Genomic DNA, 22,944 nt, shown 5'->3' with positions numbered 1-22,944 from the left:
ACATTGTTGCGACAATTGCGCGACATAGATGAACCGCGAACAAAGCGCGGCGTCATCGAGGGTTCAGCGCTCTCATGCGAAGAAAAAAACGAAGACAGAAAAGAAACAAAAAGGCTCTCCCATGAATAACATTCGCCTGACCATTTCCGCACGCGCTGCCTTGCTCGCCGCAGGTGCCTCGTTCGCGCTGCCCGCGATGGCCGAGGCGCCGATCGGTCCGCCGATCGCGGCGGCGGTCGCCGAACAGCCGGCGGAAGCCGCGCCCGCGGCGCCCGAAACGGTCGAAGATGCCTATGACGATTACAGCGAGGACGAGATCGTCGTCACCGCGCCGCGTCTCGCCGGCCAGCTCGATACCGACATCAAGGCCGAGGCCGAACTCGATGAGGCGGCGATCGCGAGCTATGGCGTGTCGAACGTGTCCGAACTGCTCGATGCGCTTGCGCCGCAGACGCGTTCGGGCCGCGGGCGCGGCGGCGGACGGCCGATCATCCTCGTCAACGGCCGCCGCATCGGCGGCTTCGGCGAGGTGCGCAACCTGCCCCCGGAAGCGATCGCCAAGGTCGAGGTTTTCCCGGAGGAAGTCGCGCTGCAATATGGCTATTCGGCCGACGAGCGCGTCGTAAACATGGTGCTCAAGCCCAATTTCCGCCAGGTCGCGATCGAAGGCGAGGGCGGCATCCCGACGCAGGCCGGACGTTTCCAGAGCGAGATCCAGCCGAGCTTTCTTGCGATCGGTGAAAACGGCCGCCTCAATGTCAACGCGGGCTGGGATCACAAATCGATGCTGCTCGAAAGCGAGCGGAACCTCGATTACGACGATCCGGCGCAGGCTGCCGAAGCCCCGGCGCGCAGCCTTCTCGGCGCGTCGGACGAATATTCGATCGACGCAACGGTCCAGCGCAGCCTGAACAAGACGACCGATGCCTCGATCAACGTGCGTTGGGACCAGACCGATACCCTGTCGCTGCTCGGTCCGGGCGTCGGCGGCGTCGATGACCCGCTCGAACGCCACAGCCGCGCGCGCAATCTGACCTCGACCGCCAGCGTTAACGGCATGCTTGGCGACTGGCGCTGGTCGGTCTCGGGCAACTATGCCGATGCCGATCAGTTGACCTTTACCGATCGCATCACCGGAACCCGCGACCGTTTCGAAAGCAGCCAGCAGACCTTCGGCGGCAACGCCAATCTGTCGGGCACGGTGACCGACGGATGGGCGGGGCCGATCCGCCTGTCGATGACGGGCAGCTATTCGGGGCTGCGTTTCGACAGCCGCTCCGACAATGCGAACGGAATAACGACGACCGACCTCTCGCGCGATTTGCCGGGTGTGTTCGGCTCGTTGACCGTGCCGCTCCTCGATCCCGAATATGAGGTGGGCAACATCGGTCGCGTCTCGCTGACGCTCAGCGGTCAGGTACAGAATCCAAGTGATTTTGAGGCGCTCAAAAGCTGGGGCGCGAACCTCAACTGGGGCGTGACCGGCAATCTCTCGCTGATCGCCAGCTTCAACCAGGACGAGGCGGCGCCGGGCATCCAGCAACTCGGCGCTGCGCCGCTGGTGACGCCCGCAGTCACCTATTATGATTTTTCGACTGGGCAGACGGTGCAGATTACGACGACCACCGGCGGCAATCCCTTCCTGCTTGCCGAACAGCGCCGCGACCTCAAACTGGGGCTCAACTGGTCGCCGCCGATGGTTGAGGGGCTGAATTTTTCGATCAATTACAACCGCAACAAAAGCTATGACACGGCGAACAGCCTGCCCTTGCTCACGCCCGAGATCGAAGCGGCCTTCCCTGATCGCGTCACGCGCGATGCCAATGGCGTTCTGCTCGCGATCGACCAGCGTCCGGTCAATTTCGACCAGTCGGAAAATTCGCAGATTCGTTGGGGCCTGAACTTCGGCAAAAGCTTCGGCCAGCAGCGCGGCCCGGGCGCAGGTGGTCCCGGTGGCGGACGTCCCGACGGTGCGGGTGCGCGCGAAGGTGGCGGTGGCCCCGGAGCGGGTCGCCAGCGCGGCGGCGGTGGGGGACCGCGCATGGGTGGGCGTGGTCCGGGCGGCCCCGGCGGAATGTTTGGCGGCCCTCAAGGCGGGCGTTGGCAGGTGTCGCTCTATCATACGATCAAGCTGACCGACACGGTGCTGATCCGTCCTAGTGTACCCGAACTCGACCTTCTGAACGGGTCCGCGACGGGCAGCGGCGGCGGCAGCAACCGCCACCTGTTCGAACTCGACGGCGGGCTGTTCAACAAGGGTATGGGCGTACGGCTTAGCGCCAAATATGACAGCGGCAGCACGGTGACCGGCGGCAGCGCGGGTGATTTGAAGTTCGGCGATCTCGCAACCTTCAACCTGCGCTTCTTCGTCGATCTGGGTCAGAAGCCGAAGTTGACCGAGAAGCTGCCGTTCCTGAAAGGGTCGCGCCTGCGCCTTGCGGTCGACAATATCTTCGACGCGCAGCGCAAGATCACCGATCAGAATGGCCGCGTGCCGCTGAACTACCAGCCGGGCTATATCGACCCCTTGGGCCGCTATATCGAGCTGGAGTGGCGCAAGACCTTCTAGGTGGCGAGCCGTGCGCCGGCGATGGCGTCGCGCGGCGGTTCGGAGGGCACGAACGTCAGCGCCTTGGCGAACTGTGCGGTACAGCTTGCCCAGCTATACCGTCTGCCCAGCGCTTCGGCGTCGGCACGGTCACAGGCTAGTGCGGCATCGATCGCGTGGCCGAGATTCTCGTCGAGCGCCCCGGCGCCTTCGCGCACGATATCGGCGGGGCCCGGTACCGGATAGGCTGCCACCGGGGTTCCGCAGCTCATCGCCTCGATAATCACGAGGCCGAATGTGTCGGTGCGACTCGGAAAGACGAAAACGTCGGCGCCCGAATAGGCCGCAGCCAGCGCGTCGCCGCTTAGTTTGCCGAGGAACAATGCATCCGGATGCCGCGCCTTCAATTCGGCGAGCGCGGGTCCTTCGCCGACGATGACCTTGGTGCCCGGACGATCGCAATCGAGGAACGCCCCGATATTCTTCTCGACCGCAACGCGGCCGACATAAAGCTGGATTGGCCGCGCCAGCCCCGCATAAGCCGGATGCGGAGCGCGATCCGGACGGAACAGCGCGTGGTCGACCCCGCGTTCCCACATCATCGTCTGAACGAGACCCTGTTCGGCGAGCTCGCGCGCTAGGCTGCGCGTTGCGACCATGATGTGCCGCGCGGGACGGTGGAACCAGCGGATGAAACGCCACACGAAAGCGGGCGATACCGGCAGCCGCGCCGCTACATATTCGGGGAAGCGCGTGTGATAGGCGGTGGTGAAGGGAAAACCATTGTCGAGGCACCAGCGCCGCGCCGCCATGCCGAGCGGGCCTTCGGTCGAGATATGGATCGCTTGCGGTGCAAAGGCGCGGATGCGTCGCCCGACCTTGCGCCGCCCCGCCAGGGCAAGCCGGATTTCGGGATAGGAAGGGCAGGGGAATGAGCGGAACAGGTCGGGCGAGATGACCCCGACCTCATGTCCTGCGGTACGCAGTTCGCCGATCGTCGCCTGCAGCGTGCGGACGACGCCGTTGACCTGCGGCTCCCACGCGTCGGTGACGATGAGGATTCTCATGCAGCGCGCGCCGGGGCGGGCAGTTCGAGCGGCGTCGGCGCTGTCCGGCTCGCGACCTCTTCGGCCCAGTGCAATATCTCCATCGTGCCGTCATGATGCTCGACCAGCGCGGTGCAGCCTTCGACCCAGTCGCCGTCGTTATAATATTCGGTGCCCTCGATCTCGCGCATCTCGGCGCTGTGGATGTGGCCGCAGACCACCCCATCGACCCCGCGCGAGCGCGCCGCGTGCGCGACAACTTCTTCGTAGCGGCCGATGAACTGGACGGCGTTCTTGACCTTGTGCTTGGCGACCATCGACAGCGACCAATAGGGCAGGCCGAAAGCGCTGCGGATGCGGTTCACGACCACATTGCACTTCATCAGCGCGGTGTATGCGGCGTCGCCGACAAAGGCGAGCCAGCGGTGCGCCAGCATCACCGCGTCGAATTCGTCGCCATGGACGACGAGCAGCTTCTTGCCGGTCGCAGTTTCGTGGATCGCTTCGCGGCGGATCTCGACGCCGCCGAAATCGAAGCCGTCGAACGGCTTGACCATCTCGTCATGGTTGCCGGGGACATAGACGACGCGCGTGCCGCGCTTTGCGCGCTTCAGCACCCGCCATACGACGTCATTATGCTCGGGCGGCCAAAAGTGACGCTTCTTGAGCCGCCAGCCATCGATGATGTCGCCGACCAGGTACAGCGTCTCGCAATCGACATGGTCAAAGAAGTCGATCAGCAGCGGCGCGTTGCAGCCCCGCGTGCCGAGATGGATATCGCTGACCCATACCGCGCGATAGCTACGGCGTTCGCCGATCACGCGTTCGGGAATATGCGGGTCGCTGGTGAACGGGTCGGGAAAACGCGCGGGGATGGGCAGGGTCGAAATCGTGGCCATGTCACACTCCGTAGGCAGCCTCGGGCTGCCCACGGCCTAGACAGGAGTTTTGTTACAACGTTCGACTCAAACTAGCGACAATTTGAAGAAAGTTTGAAGGCGCTTCGGTGACGTTGCCTATTTGACACATATTCGGTTAACCATGATCCAATCAGGTTCGTCGGATCACCAAATTCCGGATCTCGCTCATATCTTCCATCGCGAAACGCACGCCCTCGCGGCCAAGTCCGCTGTCCTTCACGCCGCCATAAGGCATGTTGTCGACGCGGTAGGAGGAGACATCGTTGACGACGATGCCGCCGACGTCGAGATGATCCCATGCTTCGAGCACCTTGTGGATGTCACGCGTGAACAGCCCGGCCTGCAGGCCGAATTTGCTGTCGTTGACCTCGACCAGCGCGGCCTCCCAGTGGCTGAATTTCGACAGGATGACGACCGGGCCAAAGGCTTCCTCGCGCACGACATCGGTGTCGGCCGGGACATTTTCGAGCAGTGCCGCTTCAAGCATATTGCCGTCGCAGCCACCGCCCGCGAGCAAGGTCGCGCCGGCCGCGACCGCGTCGTCGATCCAGCCTTTCAGCCGCTGTGCTTCCTTAACCGAAATCATCGGGCCGATGAACGTGTCGCGCAGCTTGGGATCGCCTGATTTCAGCGTCTTGACCTTCGCAGTGAGCATGTCGCGGAACGTGTCGTAGATCTCCTCATGGATGATCACGCGCTGCACATGGATGCAACTCTGCCCCGACTGATAATAGCCGCCGAAGATGATGCGCGCGAGCGCATGGTCGAGGTCGGCGTCCTTGTCGACGACCACAGCAGCGTTGCCGCCAAGTTCGAGCACGACCTTCTTTTTGCCCGCCTTGGCCTTCAGATCCCATCCGACACCCGGGGATCCGGTGAAGCTAAGGAGTTTCAGGCGCTCGTCGGTGGTGAACAGGTCGGCGCCCGCGCGGGTCGCCGGCAATATGCTGAACGCGCCCTCAGGCAATATGTCGCACTCGGCGAGCACCTCGCCCATGATGATCGCGCCCAAAGGCGTCAGCGACGCGGGCTTCATCACGAACGGGCAGCCCATCGCGATCGCGGGTGCGATCTTGTGTGCGGCCAGGTTCAGCGGGAAGTTGAAGGGGGAGATGAAGCTGCACGGGCCGATCGGCACGCGCTTCCACATTCCCATATAGCCCTTGGCGCGCGCCGAAATGTCGAGCGGCTGGACCTCGCCATAGTTGCGCGTCGCTTCCTCGGCGGCGATGCGGAAGGTGTCGATCAGGCGCGTGACCTCGCCCTCGCTGTCGGCGATCGGCTTGCCCGCCTCGACGCACAGGGCATAAGCGAGCTCGTCGAACCGCTCCTGAAACCGTCCGACGCAGTGGGTTAGCACATCACGCTTCTCGAAACTCGCGAGCCGCGCCATCGGCTCGGCGGCGCGCACGGCGCCCGCGATCGCTTCGTCGATCACATCGGGCGTCGCGAGCGCGGTCCGAAACGCAACCTCGCCGGTGAATTTGTCGATCACCTCAAGATCGGTGTTCGGCTGCACCGCCTTGTTGTTGAGATAGAGCGGATAGACGTCTTTCAATTTCATTTTTCACCTCTCCGTTCCCCGGCGAGCCGGGGCCCAGGGCTGGAACGCGCGACGATGGCGCAATGGCGCTCTGGACCCCGGCTTTCGCCGGGGAACAGGAAGCAGAGTTTACAGCTCCTTCGACAGCTTCTTGATGTCGATGTTCAAAATCTGGTCATTCTCTGAATAATCGACCGGGCAGTCGATCAGATGCACCCCCGGAGTATCGCGCGTGTGGGCCAGAAGTTCCTTGAGGTGCGCGGCGCTCTCGACGCGGTGTCCGTGCGCGCCATAGCTTTCGGCATATTTGACGAAATCGGGGTTGCCATAGGTCAGCCCCCAATCCTTGAAGCCCATGTTGGCCTGTTTCCAGCGGATCATGCCATAGCTGTTGTCGTTGAGGATCAGCACGGTGATGTTGAGCCCCAGCCGAACCGCGGTCTCCATCTCCTGGCTGTTCATCATGAACCCGCCGTCGCCGCAGATCGCCATGACCTTGCGCCCCGGATAGATCATCGCCGACATCATCGCCGACGGCAGGCCCGCGCCCATTGTCGCGAGCGCATTGTCGAGCAGCACGGTGTTGGGACGATAGGCGGTGTAACCGCGCGCGAACCAGATTTTATAGACGCCATTGTCGAGGCAGATGATCCCGTCGTCGGGCATCGCGTCGCGGATCGACTGAACCAGATGCGGCGGGAAGATCGGGAAGCGCTCGTCCTTCGCCAGCGGCGCGGTGTGATCGACCTCGCCCTGCCGATAGGCGAGCAGATGGTCGAACTTCCAACTGCCGTTGGGAACGATGTCCTCCTTCATCTGCCATACCGCATTGGCGATATCGCCGATCACTTCGATGTCGGGGAAATAGACCGGATCGACTTCGGCGGTCTTGCTCGACACATGGATCACGGTTGGGCCGCCGCGCTGCATGAAGAAGGGCGGCTTTTCAATGACATCATGGCCGAGGTTGACGATGCAATCCGATGCTTCGACCGCACGGTGGACAAAGTCGCCCGATGACAGTGCAGCGCAGCCGAGGAATTTCGGGTGGCGCTCGTCGATCACGCCCTTGCCGAGCTGCGTCGTCAGGAAGGGGATGCCGGTCTTTTCGATGAACTGCAGCAACATGCGGCCGGTCATCGTGCGGTTCGCGCCCGCGCCGATGACGAGGACGGGCGAGGTCGCGTTTTCGAGCGCCTTCACCGCTTCGCGGATCGACTTCACATCGGCGGTCGGGCGGCGGACATGGCTGCGCTTTAGCGGCAGGCTGTCGGTATGCTCGTCGGCGATATCTTCGGGCAGCTCGATATGGACTGCGCCGGGCTTTTCTTCCTCGGCGAGGCGAAAGGCTTCGCGAACGCGGCTCGGAATATTGTCCGACGACGCCATCTGGTGGGTGAATTTGGTAATGGGGCCCATCATCGCGACGACGTCGAGGATCTGGAAACGGCCCTGCTTTGATTTCTTGATCGGCTTTTGCCCGGTGATCATCATCATCGGCATGCCGCCAAGCTGCGCATAAGCCGCAGCGGTGACGAAGTTCGTCGCGCCGGGCCCCAAGGTCGCAAGGCAGACCCCGGTCTTGCCGGTGTGGCGCCCATAGGTGGCGGCCATGAAGCCCGCGCCCTGTTCGTGCCGCGTCAGGATAAGCTTGATCTTGGTCGAGCGCGACAGGCTGTCGAGAAAGTCGAGATTCTCTTCGCCCGGAACGCCGAAAATATATTCGACGCCTTCTTCTTCCAGGCACTCGATGAACAGGTCGGATGCTTTTTTCATGCTACAGTCGCCCCCTCAGCAGCGCACCCCATGGTGCGGCTCCAAGTCATGCCGGCGACCCCTCAGCATAATATTAATGCACCGGCTCCCGTCGTAAGGTCGCGAGTCCCTGCTGCACCGGGAAGGGTTTGTAACGAGGGGGGAAGGGGTTGTCATCCGGCGATACGGTAATCCCATTTCCAGCGGTAAGTCGGTCGGTCGATGTTTTGCGAAAGGATTGCAAAGTATAAAACCGACCCTATCCAATCGTTCCAGGGGAGTTTGAATTTCAAAGGGGGCGCAATGCACAAATTGACGATAGCGATGTTCGGCGTAGCGATAATGATCGCGCCTGTCTCGGCATCAGCGAAAGAAAAAGAACCCAAGCCCGTTGAACTGAGTGCAGTTGAACTCGCGGCACTGCAAAAACGAGAAATTCCGGCGGGAGTTGATATAGTCTTCCGTTCGTCCATCTCCGCTTTGCAGGAGATGGGTTATGTCAATATCAACGCGAGCAAGGATGCGGGGACGATCACGGCAGAGACCGATGCGAAATCGAAGCTTGTCTACAATATATTTTGGGGTTTCGGTAAAAAGAAGCTGACCCAACTTGCTTCGGTTTTCGTCGAGCCTATTTCGCCGACCCTGACGCGCATGTCGATAAAATTGCAAACGGTCGAGGCTAAGGCGCGTATGGGTTCATCCTATTCCGACGGCAAGCCGGTTGCATTTGCTGAACCCTATAATGCCTTTTACGCCGACTTCGAAAAGGCGCTGTCGGTGCGGACCGCCGAAGCTGCCGCGCCGGTGGCGGAACCTGCTGCGACGCCAGCTGCGATTCCGGGGGGATCGACGCAATAGATGCCAATTGAATCCGGGTGCGGCGTCGCGTTGGCGCCGCGTCCGGATTGCTCTCAATCGATGTCGAACAGCCCCGCGAGCTGTTCGACCATCGTGCCGCCGAGTTGTTCGGCATCCATGATCGTCACCGCGCGGCTGTAATAGCGCGTCACATCATGCCCGATGCCGATCGCGCAGAGTTCAACGGGCGAGCGATTTTCGATCCATTCGATGACCTGGCGCAGATGCTGGTCCAGATAGGCCCCATGGTTCACCGATAGCGTGCTGTCGTCGACCGGCGCACCGTCGGAGATCACCATCAGGATCTTGCGTTCCTCGGGGCGGCCGATGATCCGGCTGTGCGCCCATGTCAGCGCCTCGCCGTCGATATTTTCCTTGAGCAGCCCTTCGCGCATCATCAGCCCAAGCGACTTGCGCGCGCGGCGATAGGGCTCGTCGGCGGGCTTGTAGATGATGTGGCGCAGATCGTTCAGGCGACCGGGATGCGCCGGGCGGCCTGCGGCGAGCCAATCCTCACGGCTCTGTCCGCCTTTCCACGTCCGCGTCGTAAAGCCGAGGATTTCGGTCTTCACACCGCAGCGTTCGAGCGTGCGCGCGAGGATGTCGGCACTGATCGCCGCGATGCTGATCGGTCGTCCGCGCATCGACCCTGAATTGTCGATCAGCAATGTGACGACGGTGTCGCGGAAGTCGGTGTCGCGCTCGATCTTGTACGACAGCGACTGGCCGGGCGAAACGATCACGCGCGCCAGCCGCGCCGCGTCGAGCTGGCCTTCTTCCTGATCGAAGTCCCACGCGCGGTTCTGCTGCGCCATCAGCCGGCGCTGGAGCCGATTCGCGAGCTTGGTCACCGCGCCCTGCAGATGTGTCATCTGCTGGTCCAGATAGGCGCGCAGACGCGTCAGCTCGTCGGCGTCGCAAAGCTCGGTCGCGGCAATGATTTCGTCATGCTTTTCGGTGAAGCGGACATAGTTGAAATCGGGAATGTCGCTCGGCAGGCGGTTGGGGCGTACCGGCAGCATGCCCTCGTCGCCTTCGCCGCCCATTTCGGGCTCGCCGTCGGCTTCCATTTCCTGCGCGTCGGGGTCGCTGTCGCCGTCGTCGGCTTGATCGCCCGCCATTTCGGCGCGCGCGTCGACCTGGCTTTCGCCGGCGCCGCCGTCTTCGCTTTCCTGCTCTTCCTGGCTTTCTTCGGCCTCGCTCTCGTCCTGCTCGCCGCCGTCCTCGCTGCCTTCTTCGAGCGGCTCGTCGCTGTGGATCAGGTCGAGGTGACGCAGCGCCAGCTTGGCGGTCTCGGCAAAAGCGGCCTGATCGTCGAGCAGCATCGACAGCGCGGTCAGGTCGCCGCCCGCTTCGTTGGTGATCCACTCGCGCACCAGCGACAGGCCGGTTTCGGTCCCCTGCGGCGCCTGTTCGCCGGTCAGGGCCTCGCGCAGCATCAGTTCGAGCGCGCTGGATAGCGGGACATCTTCGCGGTTCTGCGCGCGGCTGATCGGATCGCTACGCATCCGCATCGCGAGGCTTGCGGACAGGTTGCTGCGCATGCCGTCCATATGGCGCGCACCCAGCGCCTCGATCCGCGCGCGCTCCATCGCGTCGAACGCCGCCGCGGCGAGCGGCTCGGCTGGGCGCGCCGACGCGTGCAATTTCTCGCTGTGATGCTTCATGCGCAAAGCATAGGAATCGGCAAAGCCGCGCGCTTCGGCGACCTGATCGGCGGGCAGCGTGCGCGACGGGGTCGGCACCTTGATCGCCTTGCCGATCTGGGCTGGCGCGTCGGCGGTAAAGCCGACCTCGACCTCGGCATCGCGCGTCACTGCACGGGCGACACTCGACAGCGCGGCCTTGAAATCGTCGAGAGGAGATTGGGCAGTCATTTCGAGTCGGCTCTAACCAGCTTTGGCGCGGGAAGGAAGAGGATGAGGGCACGCATATGGGCACACGCATATTAGAATCGTCACCCCGGGCTTGATCCGGGCGAGGAAGACGGATTGAGTGCGGTCATAGCTAAGCTCGCTTGACCTCTCGCAGCCGGGAGAGCATCCGCACCCTCATGTCCTCCCCCTCACTCTCCCCGATGAAAAAGCCCTGGATCGTCATCCTCTGCGCGGCCTTCATCGTCACGCTCGCCATGGGCGTGCGTCAGTCGTTCGGCCTCTTCCTGCCGCAGATGAGCGTCGATATCGGCATCAGCCGCTCCGACTTCGGGCTCGCGATGGCGTTGCAGAACCTGCTCTTCGGTCTCGTCCAGCCCTTCGTCGGCGCGCTCGCCGACAAGCATGGCGCGGGCCGCGTCGTGCTCGGCGGGGCGCTGCTTTACGCGCTCGGGCTGATCGGCGCGGCGCTTGCGACCGACGCGATCGGGCTGCACATAAGTTTCGGCTTGCTGATCGGCATGGCGCAGTCGGCGACGACCTTCGTCGTCGTGCTCGGCGCGGTCGGGCGCGTCGTCAGCCCCGAAAAGCGCAGCAGCGCGTTCGGCATCGTCACCGCGGGCGGATCGCTCGGGCAATTTCTCGTCGTGCCGCTGGCGTCGATGCTGCTTGGCGATATCGGCTATCATCAGACCTTGTGGATCATGGCGGGGCTCGTCGCGCTCTGTGGTTTGCTCGCGATCGGTGTCTCCGGCCGTACCGATACGCCCGGGACGCTGCAGGCGGAAGAACAGACCGCCCGCGAGGCTTTGCGCGAGGCGGCCGTTCATCGCGGATACTGGCTGCTGAATGCGGGCTTTTTCGTCTGCGGCTTTCATATCGCCTTCATCGCGACGCATCTGCCCGCCTATCTCGACGACAAGGGGCTTGGCATAGAAATCGGTGCGCAGGTGCTCGCTCTCGTCGGCCTGTTCAACATCCTGGGCTCCTATGTGTTCGGCCGCGCCGGCGACTTTCTGCGCCAGAAATATGTGCTTTCGGCGCTCTACACCGCGCGCTCGGCGGTTATTGCGCTGTTCCTCTTCCTGCCGCTCAGCCATGCGAGCGCGCTCGTCTTCGCTGCCGCAATGGGTTTCCTCTGGCTCGGCACCGTGCCGCTGACCAGCGGCATCGTTGGGCGCATCTTCGGCATCCGCTATCTCTCGATGCTCTACGGCATCGTCTTCCTCAGCCACCAACTCGGCAGCTTCTTCGGCGCGTACACCGCTGGGCTGATATTCGACGCCACCGGCAGCTATAACATCGCGTGGGGCTTTTCGATCGCGCTCGGGCTCTTCGCCGGGATCGTCCACCTGCCGATTGCCGACGCACCGGTCAAACGGCTGCAACCGGCGTGAGGCTCGCGCGGCAGGACTGGATCGCGCTCGCGCTCTTCCTGGCTGTCGCGGCGGGCGGTTTGTGGCTGTGGACGGGCGAGGGGCCGGTCGTCTGGTTGACCAACTTCGCCATCATGTGCGGCTTTTAGGGCCTCACTGCGGCTCTTCGACCTCGGGCGTCCGCTGACAGATCGCGTCGTCGCCATTCTTGGGTATCACGGGATCGGGAAGCAGGCGGAACACATGCGCCCATTGAGTCGCGACCCGTTCGGGCCGCGTACGCTTGTTTGCGACGACGTCGATGAAGTCCCAGCACACCACTCCGCTGCGCAGAAAATTGCTGTGCCCGGTCGATCCGCGCGACACATCGGTCGTGTCGATTACGGTCAGGCCGGGGCGCGATACGGGGTAGCAGCGCTCGGGCAATCCCTTGGCCTTGAGCTCGGCCGCCTCGAACGGATCGAAACAATAGGGTGAGCCAAGTCGCGGATAGCCGTGAATCGCACGCGACGCGGCGAGCGCCTTGTCGGCGCGTGAGGTATAGACGGTGATCCGGCGGTTATTGGCGACGCGCCGCGCCGACAGGACCTCCTCCTCGATATCGCGTTCGAATGTCTCGCGGTCGATATCGGGCGAGGCGAGGATGATGTTCGAAATATTGCTGCTGTCGGCGCTGCTCGATGTGCGATCCACATAGGAAATCGCCGGGATCACCAATCGCGCGCCGAGCGAGTGCGAGACGACGACGATCTCCTTCACCCATGTCTGTTCGGCGAGCGACTTCAGGAAATCGCGGAAATTGCGGACGTCGTGATACATGTTCGTCTCGTCGACGACGTAACTCAATATCTTGCCCTGCGACGGCCAGCTATATTCGATGATCGGCCCGTCAAAGCCCGTCATGCGCGCGATCTGCGCCGCGTCCTTGGACGTCGTCGAGAAATTTTCGCGGTAGCCGTGGATATAGAGCAGGACGCGCCCCTGCTTGCGGTCGGTCTCCGCCTGCAGCGCGCGCCACCATTCGGCCGAGGTCTGGAAGGCGAGCGGCGCGAGCAGCTTTTTCTTCTTGCCGACAATCACTTCGCGCGGGGCGTTGAAGCGGCCGTAGCGCATATGGTCGCCGCGATGGCGGAGCAGTTCGATCTCGGGTGTGCGGCAGTCCGGGAGGCGGCTCGTCGCGAAGAAATAGGGCAAGGCTTCGCCATCGACTACGGCGCCCGGCTGCGCGGTGCAGCGCGGGTCGGCGACATAGTCCGCGTGGCGGATTTTGCCATAATCGACCGCCGCGATGCTGCATCCGCTGAGCGGGACAAGCGCGAGTGCGGCGAGCAGGGATTTCGATCGCATGGAGGGCTTCATCTTTGAAAAACCTGACACATCGCGCGACGCTGGCAGAGGGGAGGGGGCATGGGAAGTCGGAAAATCGATCCGGCAAAGAGTGTTGATCGAATAATACACTTCGCCTATCCCTGTCCAGCGCCGTTCGTTCGGTGTGTTCACAGGGGAGGATTTCGTGACGGCTTTCACCGCCTTGCTGCTGACGATGGCCGCGCCCGCAGCTTACACACCGCCGTTCGACCCACGCCAGCTTAGGGATAATGTCGCGGGAACGCCGGGCGAACTGCTCGTGCTCGGCACGCCGCATCTGTCGGAACTGCCCGACAGCTTCAAACCCGAAAGCCTCGATCCGCTGCTGGTGCGCCTAGCTGAATGGAAGCCGGCGATCATCACGATCGAGGGGCTTTCGGGCACCGACTGCGAACTGCTGATCCGCTACAAGCCGCTCTATCCTGGCGCGGCGGATTATTGCTGGGACCCGAGCTCGGCGCAAAAGATCGTTGGGCTCGATATGGTGGCGGCGACGGTCGAGGCCGACAGGTTGCTCGGCGCCTGGCCCCCAAACCCGACGCCCGCCGATCGCCGCCGCCTCGCCGCGCTGTTTCTCGCGGGGGGCGAGCGGCCATCGGCGCTCGTCCAGTGGCTGCGGCTTTCGCCGAGCGAACGGCGCGCCGGCGACGGCCTCGACGCCACGCTTGTCGCGGTGCTCGACAAGGCAATCACCGGGCGTAACGAGAATTTCCTGATCGGCGCCGCGCTCGCGGCGCGGCTGGGGCTCGAACGCGTGTATGCGACCGACGATCATAGCGCCGACGCCGTCACTGCCTCGCTCGACAAGGATCCGGGTTATGGCGCGGCGCTCCAGCGGATCTGGGACAATCCGGCGGTGAAGGAGCGGATCGCCGCCGACAAGGCGGTCGCGGCAAAATTGGACGGCGCCGGCGTGCTTGCGCTCTATCGCGACTATAACGACCCTGCGACGATGCGGCTGGCGTTCGATAGCGATTTTGGCGCCGCGCTGGCCGATACCAGTCCCCAGAAATATGGACGCCGTTACACCGGCTGGTGGGAGACGCGAAATTTGCGCATGGTCGCGAACATCCGCGCCGCGATGGCGGTTCGGCCCGGAGAGCGCACGCTCGCGATCGTCGGCGCATCGCACAAGGGCTATTTCGAAGCCTATCTCAATATGATGCACGACGTCCGGCTGGTGGACGCCGCGACCATATTGAAATGACCGCTTAGCGGGCGACGACGCTTTCGGGCAGGTCTTCGCCGAAGACGCGCTGATAATATTCGGCGACGATCATCCGCTCGGCCTCATCGCATTTGTTGAGGAAGCTCAGGCGGAAGGCGAAGCCGATATTGTTGAAGATCGCGGTATTCTGCGCCCAGCTGATCACCGTACGCGGCGACATGACGGTCGAGATATCGCCGTTGATGAAGCCCTGGCGCGTCAGATCCGCAACCTTCACCATATTGGCGACGGTCGTCTCGTCGGTGTTCGGAACCTTGGCGAGGATGATCGCACTTTCGGTAGCGGCCGGCAGATAGTTCAGCGTGACGACGATGTTCCAGCGGTCCATCTGGCCCTGGTTGATCTGCTGCGTGCCATGATACAGCCCGCTCGTGTCGCCGAGGCCGACAGTGTTCGCGGTCGAGAACAGGCGGAAATGCGGGTTCGGACGGATTACGCGATTCTGGTCGAGCAGGGTCAGCTTGCCTTCGGTTTCCAGCACGCGCTGGATCACGAACATCACGTCGGGGCGGCCGGCATCATATTCGTCGAACACCAGCGCGGTCGGGGTCTGCAGCGCCCAGGGGAGCAGGCCTTCGCGGAATTCGGTGACCTGCTGCCCGTCGCGCAGCACGATCGCGTCGCGGCCGACAAGGTCGATGCGGCTGATATGCGCGTCGAGGTTGACGCGGATACACGGCCATTTGAGGCGCGCTGCCACCTGTTCGATATGCGTCGATTTGCCGGTTCCGTGATAGCCCTGCACCATCACGCGGCGGTTGTATTTGAAGCCCGCAAGGATCGCGAGTGTCGTGTCGCCGTCAAAGACATAGGCGGGGTCGAGGTCCGGAACGCGCTCGTCCGCTTCGCTGAACGCCGGCACTTTCATGTCGATATCGACGCCGAAAACCTCGCGTGCATCGACCTCGACATCGGGCGCCGCAAGCAGCGTCGAGCCATGGTGGTCGGGAAGGCTGTTCGGGATATCGGTCATTTTGTCTGTCCAGCGATAAGTCAGGGAGAGTCGCCGCGCGGCGGCGCTTCGCCGTCGCGGTATCGTCATGGGTTGCGCCTTGCAACGCCTTTTCAGAGGAGGCCGAGCGCCTTCATCACCGCCGACTGGTCATAATAGGGACGTTCGCAGACGATCTTGTCGCTGCCGGAGGCGAATTCGAAACTTGCGGCCATGCGAATGCGGAATGCCTTGCCCGTGGGCTCGATCGTGCGCACGCCGAGCTTCAGCGGGCCGAGATGCGTGCCGGTCAGCCAGAATTCGACGAGCACTGTGCTCGTGCCCTCGTCGGCAGCGATCGCGATGACCTCGTTTGCCTGATCGGGGAAGGGTTCGCGCGATGTAGCGAAATAGGATCGCACTGCCGCTTCGCCATCGAAGATCGTGCCGGGACCCATTAATTCATAGCGTGGATGGTCGAAGGTCGCGAGGACGCCGTCCCAATCATGCGTGATCTCCAGCGCCATATGGCGGCGCACCACTTCGATCCGTGCTTCGTTCAGGTCGGTCATTGTACCTCTCCTATGCGAAAGCCTTGCTCTTTCTCAGCAACTGATAGGCTTCGACTACCGCACCCAGCCGCGCTTCGAAACTGCGATCGCCGCCATTTCGGTCGGGATGATATTTGCGGACAAGCTCGCTATAGCGCCGCCGCAGGGCTGCACGGTCGGCGTCGGCGGGCAGGGCCATCAATTGCATCGCGTCATGTTCTTCGCGTGACAGGCCCGGATTTCGGGCCTCGCGCCGCGCCTCGTCCATTCGCTGGCGAAAGCGAGCGCCGAGCGCGTCCATCGGGTCTTTGAAGTCGGCCCAGCGCGGCGGCAGGTCGGCGCTGCCGGCGGGGCGAAAGGCGCGGCTTTCGGTTTCCCAGCCGGCGGTCGGCGACTGCGCCGCCATGATCTGGTCGGCGCTCATGCCTTCGAAGAAATTATAGCCCGCGTTGAATTCGCGCACATGGTCGAGGCACAGCCAGCGATAGGGCGGCGGCCCGTCGGGCGAGCGGTGCGACGATACGGGCGCGCGAAACTCCCCCGCCTCACGGCATCCTGGGGCGGCGCAGCGCTCTTGGCGCGGAACGCGGCCATGAAAACGGGTGGGGCGAGCGGAAGACGGCACGATATGCTTTCGGAATCGAGAGTGAGGATCTGATCTTTGGGAGGCCTTATAATTTGGCGATGGAGCGCTTATGGTCAACCCCATGAGCAACAAAGGCCCTGTGCAGCAAGAGATGGAAAGCCTGCTTGGCGCAGCCTTTCCCGACGCAAATTTCATCCTCAGCAACGACAGCGCCAGCCATCACGGCCATATGGGCGACGACGGCAGCGGCGAATCGCATTTCAGCCTGACGATCGAGTGGGCGGGCTTCGCGGGGCAAAACCGCGTTGCGCGCCAACGTGCGGTGAACAAGGCGCTCGGCGACCTGCCGGGCCAGCGCGTCCACGCGCTCGCGATCAGGGCGACCGCACCGGGAGAATGACTATGGTGGGCAAGGTCAATCTGGCGGATGCCTTTGCGAAAATTCCCGACGCGTGGAACCCGCGCGTCGCCGGCGACATCAATGATTTTCAGGTCAAGCTGGTCAAGCTCGACGGCAAGTTCGACTGGCACCATCACACGCAAGAGGACGAACTCTTCCTCGTCGTCGCCGGCCGGATGAAGATGGCGTTTCGCGACCATGAGGTGATCGTCGAGCCCGGCGAGTTCATCATCGTCCCGCACGGCATCGAACATTGCCCGGAGGCGCTGGACGGCGAATGTCATGTCGTCCTGCTCGAACCCGGCACGACGCGCAACACCGGCAATGTCGATACCGAAAAGACCCGAAAGACGCTGGAAAGGCTCGACTGATGTTTACCGTCATCACCCCCTCGACCCACGATATCGGCGCCTTTGACGTGCGCCGTACCTTGCCGAACAAGGCGCGGACGATGGTCGGCCCCTTCATTTTCGTCGACCAGTTCGGCCCCGCGCATTTCGATATCGGGCAGGGGATGGACGTGCGCCCGCATCCGCATATCAACCTGTCGACTTTGACCTATCTGTTCGAGGGCGCGATCGATCATCGCGACAGCCTGGGCACTTACGCCACAATCCGTCCGGGTGCGTGCAACCTGATGACTGCCGGGCGCGGCATCGTCCATTCGGAGCGGACGCCGCCGGCCGAACGCGCGAGCGGTTCGGGGATTTCGGGTATGCAGACCTGGCTCGCGCTTCCCGACGGCAAGGAAGAGATCGACCCGGCATTCGAACATGTGCCCGCCGACAAATTGCCGCTGGTCGAGGATGGCAGCGTGTCGGCGCGTGTCATCATGGGCAGCCTGTGGGGCGTCACGGCGCCGACGACGCAGCATAGCGCCACCATCTATGCCGACATATTGATGAACGCGGGCGCGAGCCTGCCGATCGATGCGGAGGCCGACGAACGCGCCGTGCTCGTCGCGATCGGCGACGCGAGCCTCGATGGCGAGCGGCTCGAACGCTACAGCCTTTATATCCTCAAGCCCGGTCAGGCGATGACGCTCCGCGCCGAAACCGACGCGCGCGTGATGCTGCTCGGCGGGGAGGCATTCAAAACGCCGCGCCACGTCTGGTGGAATTTCGTCAGCTCGTCGCGCGACCGGATCAACGAGGCGAAAGCGGAGTGGAAGGATCGCAAATTCCCGCTGGTCCCTGGCGACAGCGAGGAATTCATCCCGATCCCCGAAGTACCGAAGACGGTGAGCTATCCTTAGAGGCCCGCTTTCTGCCGATTGCGGCCCCCCCCACACCCTCGTCACCCCGGACTTGATCCGGGGTCCCGCTTGAGACGGATCCGGAGCGCGCGCAAAAAAGCCGGATCCCGGGTCAAGCCCGGGATGACGAGAGCGAAGAACGACCGGAAACTAACGACGGTAATGTGTGCCCCGGCGAAGGCCGGGGTCCAGAGCGGCAATCCGCACAGCTAGGCTTTCCAATGCCCTGGGCCCCGGCCTTCGCCGGGGCACAACATAGTAGCAAACGTCAGCTCACCACCCCAATCCGGTCATTCGCTGCCGAACTTGATGGAACGGCCGAAAACGACCGGGAGCGGACGCTCCACCCAATCTAAACCGTTCGCATCGAGCGAAGTCGAGATGCCCCTCGGGCTGGGCGTTTCGTCGATGGGTGTCTCGACTTCGCTCGACACGAACGGAGAAAGGGCGGAGCTCAAAGTGACCGGTTGCAGACCTCATCATCATCGTCACCCCGGACTTGATCCGGGGTCCCGCTTGAGGTCGAAGCCGGTGAGTGCGTCAAAAAGCGGGATCCCGGGTCAAGCCCGGGATGACGAGAGCGAAGAAACGACCGGAAACTAACGACGGCAATATGTGCCCCGGCAAAGGCCGGGGTCCAGGGCGGCAATCCGCACAGCTCGGCTTTCTAAAGCCCTGGGCCCCGGCCTTCGCCGGGGTACAACATAGTAGCAAACGTCCGCTCCCCACCCCAAAACCGTCGCGCCGGGTTTCCCCGTCTCCTTCGCCCAATCGCCCCGCCTTTTGTTGCAGCTTGCCAGGCTCCCCAATCCCCGCCAGATTGGTTTTGAAAAGAAACCAAAGGAGCGGAATGGATGATCGGCGATTTCGAGCAGCAGCGGGTGATGCTTTCGACCGGGGTCGAACTCGACGTCGTCGATATGGGCCCGAAAGATGCTCCGGCGCTGATCTTTCTCCATGGCTTTCCCGAATCGCATCGCACCTGGCGCCACCAACTGCCGCACTTCGCGGACCGCTTTCGCTGCATCGCGCCCGACCAGCGCGGCTATCGCGGGTCGTCGAAGCCACAGGACGTCGAATCCTACACCCCCGACAAGCTGATCGCCGATATTTTCGCGCTCGCTGATGCGCTTGGCGTCGATAATTTCACCGTCGTCGGTCACGACTGGGGCGGCGCGATCGCATGGGGTGTTGCATTGGGCGGCCAGCCGGGCGGGCTGCATCCGGCATGGGCGGGGCGCGTCACGCGCGCGGTCATCGCCAACGCGCCGCACCCCGGGATATTTCAGCGACTTCTCCTGACGAACGAGGGTCAGCGCGCCGCGAGCCAATATATTCGCACCTTCCGCGATTCCGCGAGCGATGCGATCATCGAGGACCATGGCATCGCCGGAATCCTGGCCCATGCTTTCGAAGGACGCGTGCCGAGCGGCGGGGTTCAGCCCCCTGACGAGATTGCCCGCCTGCTCAAGGATTGGGAGGACCGCGACGCGTGCCGCGCGATGATCAACTGGTATCGCGGTTCGCCGGCCATCGTTCCCGCAATGAATGAACCTTATGCCGAACCACCCGCGGCGCCGTTCCCGAAACTCAACATTCCCACACTCGTCATCTGGGCACTCGACGATGTCGCGCTGCCGCCGTGCAATCTTGACGGCATCGAAGAGCTTGTTCCCGATGTGACGATCGTCGAAGTTCCGGACTGCGGACATTTCGTGCCATGGGACGCGCCTGATGCGGTCAACCATGCGATGGATGAATTTCTCGCTGCCAAATAAACAAGGCCATCGTTTCGTTCGAAAAAAAGTGGCGGGCGGCGATCGCGCCGCCCGCCGTCGGGGGGGTCTTTGTCTGCGTGTCTGGGGCACGCGTCTATGGTCTCACCCACACCTCTTTGTCTCGGCTGCGACTAGGGCCGAGGACTTTGGGTGGGGCGATTTAACCATATTATTGCGCAATATAGCAGGCTTTCACATTTTCCCATTCTTGCCATACTCATGCGATGGAAGTGGGAGAACTCAGGGTCGCCGCGATCGTTGACCGGATCGATGGCCCGTCGAACTGGACGATCGTACGCGATGTCCATGTGCTGATCCTGTATGAGGCAGGGAGCTATCACTGGCTCGAAACCTGGCAGGGTGATCGGCGGACCTCGCTCGGCGATCCGCTGCCCGGCGAAATGTGGTTGATCCCCGCGGGCCAGACCTATCGCGCGTCGGCAAAGGGCGGCGCGGTCCGTATGGTCGAAGTCGAAATTCCGACCTCGCGGCTGACCATAGCGCCCGAAACGCGGGCGCTGGCCGCTCATCATGACCTTGCGCTCGCCGCGTTGGTCCGCGCGCTGTTGGCGGGCGATGCCTTGGCGGGCGATGCGCTGACCGCGATCCTTGCGAGGACCGTCGAGAATATGGCCGGTCGTGCCGAGACGCCCGCGATTGCCCAGCGCATCAACGATCTGATGGCCTTCATCCAGACACAGCTCGAAGTGCCGTTGACCGTCGAGGATATGGCAGCCGAGGCCGGCATGTCGGTGAACAGCCTGATCGTCCATTTCGCGCGCGCGACCGGGCGGACCCCCGCGCAATATGTGCTGCGGCAGCGGCTTCGTCACGCCTGCTGGTTCCTGATGAACCGTCCGCTCTCGATCGCCGAAATAGCCTTCGCGACCGGATTTTCGAGCCATGCGCATCTCTGCGCGATCTTCCGCCGCAAGATTGGCATGTCGCCGGGCGAGTGGCGCCGCCGGCATCGATCCTATATCGTCGAAGCGGAGGGGGAGGCGTAAATATGTCGCATACGGTGATGATGCTGCTGGCCGGGCTGGGCCTGTTGATCCTGCTGCGCCTGACGATCGGGGATGCCGCGCGCGCGACGCGCCTGTTCCTCGTCCTGTGGCTGCTCGTCGCGATCGGCAATATGCTCGTCGGCGTGCTCCATGCGGGCTATGGCTGGGCCGAGGAAGCAGGGATCGCGCTGGTCGTTTTCGGCGTGCCGGCAGCGGTCGCGCTGCTCGCGCGCCGTTTCTCGCGCTAATTCTCGGGGCGTAGCAAACAGCCGCTGGCACCAGCATAGCGCGCGCTGCGCGAGGCGAGCAGCGGCACGCTGCCGGTTACGGTCCGGGTCGCGGGATCCTCGCTCAGCGATATCATTTCCATGCCGGGCTCGAAGTCGCTCTGGCAGCTTTCGAGGCTGCGGCCCTGAACATAGCGGCACGAACAACCGACCCGCGCGGCATAGGCGGAGCCGAGTTCGGCCTGCGCCTTGAACGACGGAAATTTCCAGATCGCGAAAATTGCGAGCAGCACCGCAAGCCCGATCGCCCACGGCAAACAGCCGCCCCAGCGGCTCTGTTTCTTCGGCGAGGGGGCGGGGGCCACGGGCGGCGGCACGGCGGCTGGCGTCTCGCCCGTTGTCGGCCCGGTCGGATTGATGTTATTCACTTGATCCATGATCACGAAAAAACGGCTGCTGGCAAGTGCTGCCCTCGCGATGCTCGGCGTCTGGTCGCTGACGCAGGCGGCAGGGCAGGGGAATATGGCGCCCGCCTCGCCTGCACCGAAGTTCGGAGCATCGCTTGACGGCGTGGCGGCGGTAGAGACGCCGCGGGCCCTGCCTGCGCTGCCCGCCGCCAGCCGCGCGCATGCCGATGCGCTGTTCGCCGATGTCGACGACGTCGGTCAGACGCGCGCGCTTCTGATACTCCGCGACGGGGAGCCGATCTATGAGCGTTACGCCGCGGGTTTCGGTCCCGAATCGAAGCTGATCAGTTGGTCGATGGCAAAAAGCATCACCGCGGTGCTTACCGGTTTTCTCGTCGCCGATGGGCAATTGTCGCTCGACGGCCCGGCGCCGGTCGCGGCCTGGCAACGTAGCGGAGACCCGCGCGGCGCGATTACGCTTCGAAACCTGCTCCATATGTCGTCGGGGTTGGAGCATGTCGAAAGTGGCGATCCGGTTTGGCAGGGCGACACCGTCGCGATGCTGTTCGGCGGCGGTGCGGGCGACATGGCGGGCTTCGCCGAAGCGAAACCTGCGGCGGCACAGCCCGACGAGGTCTTCAACTATAGTTCGGCGACCAGCGTCATCCTGTCGGACATAATCGCCGATACGCTGACCCCGTCGCGGAACCCCGATGCGCGCCGCGATGCGATGCGCGATTTCATCGGCGGCCGGCTGATCGAGCCGCTCGGCATGACCAGCCTGACGCCCGAGTTCGACGCGCGCGGAACGATGATCGGCGGATCGATCATGCACGCGACCGCGCGCGACTATGCAAGGTTCGGCGAATTCCTGCGCAATGGCGGCGTCGTGGACGGCCAGCGGCTGTTGCCCGAAACCTGGATAAAATTCATGCTCACGCCCTCGGCGAACGATGCGGGTTATGGCGGCCATATCTGGCTCAACCGCAAGCGGCCCGCGGGCGTGACGCCGGCGTTATGGCCCGATCGCGGCCCGAACGACCTGTTCGCGTGCATCGGGCATCAGGGGCAATATATCATCGTCTCGCCGTCGCAGCGGCTGACCATCGTGCGGCTGGGCATCACGACCGATGACCAGTTCCCCGCGCTGCGTCGGCATCTGGCGGATCTGACGGCGGCGCTTTGAGGGTTCGGGGTGGGGAGCTGCGGTTGCCTTACTCCACTTCCGTCATCCCGGGCTTGACCCGGGATCCCGCTTTTGGAGCATTCACCGGTATCGGTAT

General features: G+C 63.3%; 22 protein-coding genes. 12 read left to right on the top strand and 10 right to left on the bottom strand.

Annotated features, from left to right (window positions below; genetic code table 11):
• The first annotated feature begins 121 nt into the window (after positions 1-121).
• On the top strand, positions 122-2,569 hold the full coding sequence (locus SC1_RS14100; RefSeq protein ID WP_062182865.1) for a TonB-dependent siderophore receptor: 2,448 nt from the start codon (positions 122-124) through the stop codon (positions 2,567-2,569).
• Here the strand turns inward: SC1_RS14100 and SC1_RS14095 are convergent.
• From SC1_RS14095 to SC1_RS14080, 4 genes are all read right to left on the bottom strand, one after another.
• Positions 2,566-3,615 carry a glycosyltransferase family 1 protein gene (locus tag SC1_RS14095; protein ID WP_062182863.1) on the bottom strand — a complete coding sequence of 350 codons (1,050 nt, stop codon included), beginning with the start codon at positions 3,613-3,615 and terminating at the stop codon, positions 2,566-2,568. The two genes, SC1_RS14100 and SC1_RS14095, sit on opposite strands and share 4 nt — an antisense overlap.
• Complete coding sequence (locus SC1_RS14090) at positions 3,612-4,493, bottom strand: UDP-2,3-diacylglucosamine diphosphatase (RefSeq protein WP_062182861.1); 882 nt, start codon at positions 4,491-4,493, stop codon at positions 3,612-3,614. Before SC1_RS14090 ends, SC1_RS14095 begins: the two co-directional genes overlap by 4 nt.
• Before the next feature lie 151 nt (positions 4,494-4,644).
• The gene (locus tag SC1_RS14085) at positions 4,645-6,078 is read right to left on the bottom strand and encodes an aldehyde dehydrogenase family protein (RefSeq protein ID WP_062182858.1); all 1,434 of its coding nucleotides are present in this window, start codon (positions 6,076-6,078) and stop codon (positions 4,645-4,647) included.
• Between the two features lie 108 nt (positions 6,079-6,186).
• Positions 6,187-7,833, bottom strand: a complete 1,647-nt coding sequence (locus tag SC1_RS14080) for an acetolactate synthase large subunit (protein ID WP_062182855.1) — start codon at positions 7,831-7,833, stop codon at positions 6,187-6,189.
• A gap of 282 nt (positions 7,834-8,115) precedes the next feature.
• On the opposite strand from SC1_RS14080, the gene SC1_RS14075 reads away from it, so the two are divergent.
• Positions 8,116-8,673 carry a hypothetical protein gene (locus tag SC1_RS14075; protein WP_062182851.1) on the top strand — a complete coding sequence of 186 codons (558 nt, stop codon included), beginning with the start codon at positions 8,116-8,118 and terminating at the stop codon, positions 8,671-8,673.
• 53 nt (positions 8,674-8,726) lie between these two features.
• Here the strand turns inward: SC1_RS14075 and cobT are convergent, their stop codons facing one another.
• Positions 8,727-10,550 (bottom strand): cobaltochelatase subunit CobT, encoded by a 1,824-nt coding sequence (gene cobT, locus SC1_RS14070; protein ID WP_062182849.1) that lies wholly within the window; start codon positions 10,548-10,550, stop codon positions 8,727-8,729.
• A 200-nt stretch (positions 10,551-10,750) separates the two neighbouring features.
• Between cobT and SC1_RS14065 the strand changes: the two genes are divergently transcribed.
• Complete coding sequence (locus SC1_RS14065) at positions 10,751-11,944, top strand: MFS transporter (protein ID WP_202966800.1); 1,194 nt, start codon at positions 10,751-10,753, stop codon at positions 11,942-11,944.
• The gene (locus tag SC1_RS22570) at positions 11,941-12,072 is read left to right on the top strand and encodes a hypothetical protein (RefSeq protein WP_274520260.1); all 132 of its coding nucleotides are present in this window, start codon (positions 11,941-11,943) and stop codon (positions 12,070-12,072) included. Before SC1_RS14065 ends, SC1_RS22570 begins: the two co-directional genes overlap by 4 nt.
• 4 nt (positions 12,073-12,076) lie before the next feature.
• Here SC1_RS22570 and SC1_RS14060 read toward each other — a convergent pair whose 3' ends face one another.
• Positions 12,077-13,270: an alpha/beta hydrolase gene (locus SC1_RS14060; RefSeq protein ID WP_062182843.1), complete on the bottom strand. Its 1,194-nt coding sequence runs from the start codon at positions 13,268-13,270 to the stop codon at positions 12,077-12,079.
• A 166-nt stretch (positions 13,271-13,436) separates the two neighbouring features.
• On the opposite strand from SC1_RS14060, the gene SC1_RS14055 reads away from it, so the two are divergent.
• Positions 13,437-14,498, top strand: coding sequence for a DUF5694 domain-containing protein (locus SC1_RS14055; RefSeq protein ID WP_238586702.1), 1,062 nt, complete (start codon positions 13,437-13,439; stop codon positions 14,496-14,498).
• 4 nt (positions 14,499-14,502) lie between these two features.
• On the opposite strand, the gene cobS is transcribed toward SC1_RS14055, so the two are convergent.
• The 3 genes from cobS to SC1_RS14040 form a co-directional block, all read right to left on the bottom strand.
• Complete coding sequence (gene cobS / locus SC1_RS14050; protein WP_062182839.1) at positions 14,503-15,492, bottom strand: cobaltochelatase subunit CobS; 990 nt, start codon at positions 15,490-15,492, stop codon at positions 14,503-14,505.
• Between the two features lie 92 nt (positions 15,493-15,584).
• Positions 15,585-16,022: an ester cyclase gene (locus tag SC1_RS14045; RefSeq protein WP_062182836.1), complete on the bottom strand. Its 438-nt coding sequence runs from the start codon at positions 16,020-16,022 to the stop codon at positions 15,585-15,587.
• 10 nt (positions 16,023-16,032) lie between these two features.
• On the bottom strand, positions 16,033-16,626 hold the full coding sequence (locus SC1_RS14040) for a J domain-containing protein (RefSeq protein ID WP_238586701.1): 594 nt from the start codon (positions 16,624-16,626) through the stop codon (positions 16,033-16,035).
• 82 nt (positions 16,627-16,708) lie between these two features.
• Here SC1_RS14040 and SC1_RS14035 point away from each other — a divergent pair, with 82 nt between their 5' ends.
• From SC1_RS14035 to SC1_RS14010, 6 genes are all read left to right on the top strand, one after another.
• Positions 16,709-16,987, top strand: a complete 279-nt coding sequence (locus SC1_RS14035) for a BolA family protein (protein ID WP_370568746.1) — start codon at positions 16,709-16,711, stop codon at positions 16,985-16,987.
• 2 nt (positions 16,988-16,989) lie between these two features.
• A complete protein-coding gene (locus SC1_RS14030) occupies positions 16,990-17,358 on the top strand; it encodes a cupin domain-containing protein (protein ID WP_238586700.1) in 369 nt (122 codons plus the stop codon).
• Complete coding sequence (locus SC1_RS14025; protein ID WP_062182830.1) at positions 17,358-18,242, top strand: pirin family protein; 885 nt, start codon at positions 17,358-17,360, stop codon at positions 18,240-18,242. The genes SC1_RS14030 and SC1_RS14025 overlap by 1 nt, the downstream gene beginning before the upstream one ends.
• Before the next feature lie 854 nt (positions 18,243-19,096).
• Entirely contained in the window at positions 19,097-20,020 is a 924-nt protein-coding gene (locus tag SC1_RS14020) for an alpha/beta fold hydrolase (RefSeq protein ID WP_062182827.1), read from the top strand.
• Positions 20,021-20,244: 224 nt separating this feature from the next.
• On the top strand, positions 20,245-21,027 hold the full coding sequence (locus SC1_RS14015; RefSeq protein ID WP_062182824.1) for an AraC family transcriptional regulator: 783 nt from the start codon (positions 20,245-20,247) through the stop codon (positions 21,025-21,027).
• Positions 21,028-21,029: 2 nt separating this feature from the next.
• On the top strand, positions 21,030-21,275 hold the full coding sequence (locus tag SC1_RS14010) for a hypothetical protein (RefSeq protein ID WP_062182821.1): 246 nt from the start codon (positions 21,030-21,032) through the stop codon (positions 21,273-21,275).
• Here the strand turns inward: SC1_RS14010 and SC1_RS14005 are convergent.
• The gene (locus SC1_RS14005) at positions 21,272-21,691 is read right to left on the bottom strand and encodes a hypothetical protein (RefSeq protein WP_193749175.1); all 420 of its coding nucleotides are present in this window, start codon (positions 21,689-21,691) and stop codon (positions 21,272-21,274) included. The two genes, SC1_RS14010 and SC1_RS14005, sit on opposite strands and share 4 nt — an antisense overlap.
• Here SC1_RS14005 and SC1_RS14000 point away from each other — a divergent pair.
• Positions 21,690-22,847: a serine hydrolase gene (locus tag SC1_RS14000; RefSeq protein ID WP_062182818.1), complete on the top strand. Its 1,158-nt coding sequence runs from the start codon at positions 21,690-21,692 to the stop codon at positions 22,845-22,847. The genes SC1_RS14005 and SC1_RS14000 overlap by 2 nt on opposite strands.
• The last annotated feature ends 97 nt before the right edge of the window (positions 22,848-22,944 follow it).

The organism is Sphingopyxis sp. C-1, from assembly GCF_001047015.1.
Taxonomy (GTDB): Bacteria; Pseudomonadota; Alphaproteobacteria; order Sphingomonadales; family Sphingomonadaceae; genus Sphingopyxis.
This window is presented reverse-complemented; position numbering and strand designations above follow the sequence as displayed.

Excerpts from the sequence above, each read along its gene's own strand:
- SC1_RS14100 (WP_062182865.1), top strand. The coding sequence starts at position 122 with ATGAATAACATTCGCCTGACCATTTCCGCACGCGCTGCCTTGCTCGCC.
- SC1_RS14095 (WP_062182863.1), bottom strand. The coding sequence starts at position 3,615 with ATGAGAATCCTCATCGTCACCGACGCGTGGGAGCCGCAGGTCAACGGC.
- SC1_RS14090 (WP_062182861.1), bottom strand. The coding sequence starts at position 4,493 with ATGGCCACGATTTCGACCCTGCCCATCCCCGCGCGTTTTCCCGACCCG.
- SC1_RS14085 (WP_062182858.1), bottom strand. The coding sequence starts at position 6,078 with ATGAAATTGAAAGACGTCTATCCGCTCTATCTCAACAACAAGGCGGTG.
- SC1_RS14080 (WP_062182855.1), bottom strand. The coding sequence starts at position 7,833 with ATGAAAAAAGCATCCGACCTGTTCATCGAGTGCCTGGAAGAAGAAGGC.
- SC1_RS14075 (WP_062182851.1), top strand. The coding sequence starts at position 8,116 with ATGCACAAATTGACGATAGCGATGTTCGGCGTAGCGATAATGATCGCG.
- cobT (WP_062182849.1), bottom strand. The coding sequence starts at position 10,550 with ATGACTGCCCAATCTCCTCTCGACGATTTCAAGGCCGCGCTGTCGAGT.
- SC1_RS14065 (WP_202966800.1), top strand. The coding sequence starts at position 10,751 with ATGAAAAAGCCCTGGATCGTCATCCTCTGCGCGGCCTTCATCGTCACG.
- SC1_RS14060 (WP_062182843.1), bottom strand. The coding sequence starts at position 13,270 with ATGCGATCGAAATCCCTGCTCGCCGCACTCGCGCTTGTCCCGCTCAGC.
- cobS (WP_062182839.1), bottom strand. The coding sequence starts at position 15,492 with ATGACCGATATCCCGAACAGCCTTCCCGACCACCATGGCTCGACGCTG.
- SC1_RS14045 (WP_062182836.1), bottom strand. The coding sequence starts at position 16,022 with ATGACCGACCTGAACGAAGCACGGATCGAAGTGGTGCGCCGCCATATG.
- SC1_RS14035 (WP_370568746.1), top strand. The coding sequence starts at position 16,709 with ATGAGCAACAAAGGCCCTGTGCAGCAAGAGATGGAAAGCCTGCTTGGC.
- SC1_RS14030 (WP_238586700.1), top strand. The coding sequence starts at position 16,990 with ATGGTGGGCAAGGTCAATCTGGCGGATGCCTTTGCGAAAATTCCCGAC.
- SC1_RS14025 (WP_062182830.1), top strand. The coding sequence starts at position 17,358 with ATGTTTACCGTCATCACCCCCTCGACCCACGATATCGGCGCCTTTGAC.
- SC1_RS14020 (WP_062182827.1), top strand. The coding sequence starts at position 19,097 with ATGATCGGCGATTTCGAGCAGCAGCGGGTGATGCTTTCGACCGGGGTC.
- SC1_RS14015 (WP_062182824.1), top strand. The coding sequence starts at position 20,245 with ATGGAAGTGGGAGAACTCAGGGTCGCCGCGATCGTTGACCGGATCGAT.
- SC1_RS14010 (WP_062182821.1), top strand. The coding sequence starts at position 21,030 with ATGTCGCATACGGTGATGATGCTGCTGGCCGGGCTGGGCCTGTTGATC.
- SC1_RS14000 (WP_062182818.1), top strand. The coding sequence starts at position 21,690 with ATGATCACGAAAAAACGGCTGCTGGCAAGTGCTGCCCTCGCGATGCTC.
- SC1_RS14005 (WP_193749175.1), bottom strand. The coding sequence starts at position 21,691 with ATGGATCAAGTGAATAACATCAATCCGACCGGGCCGACAACGGGCGAG.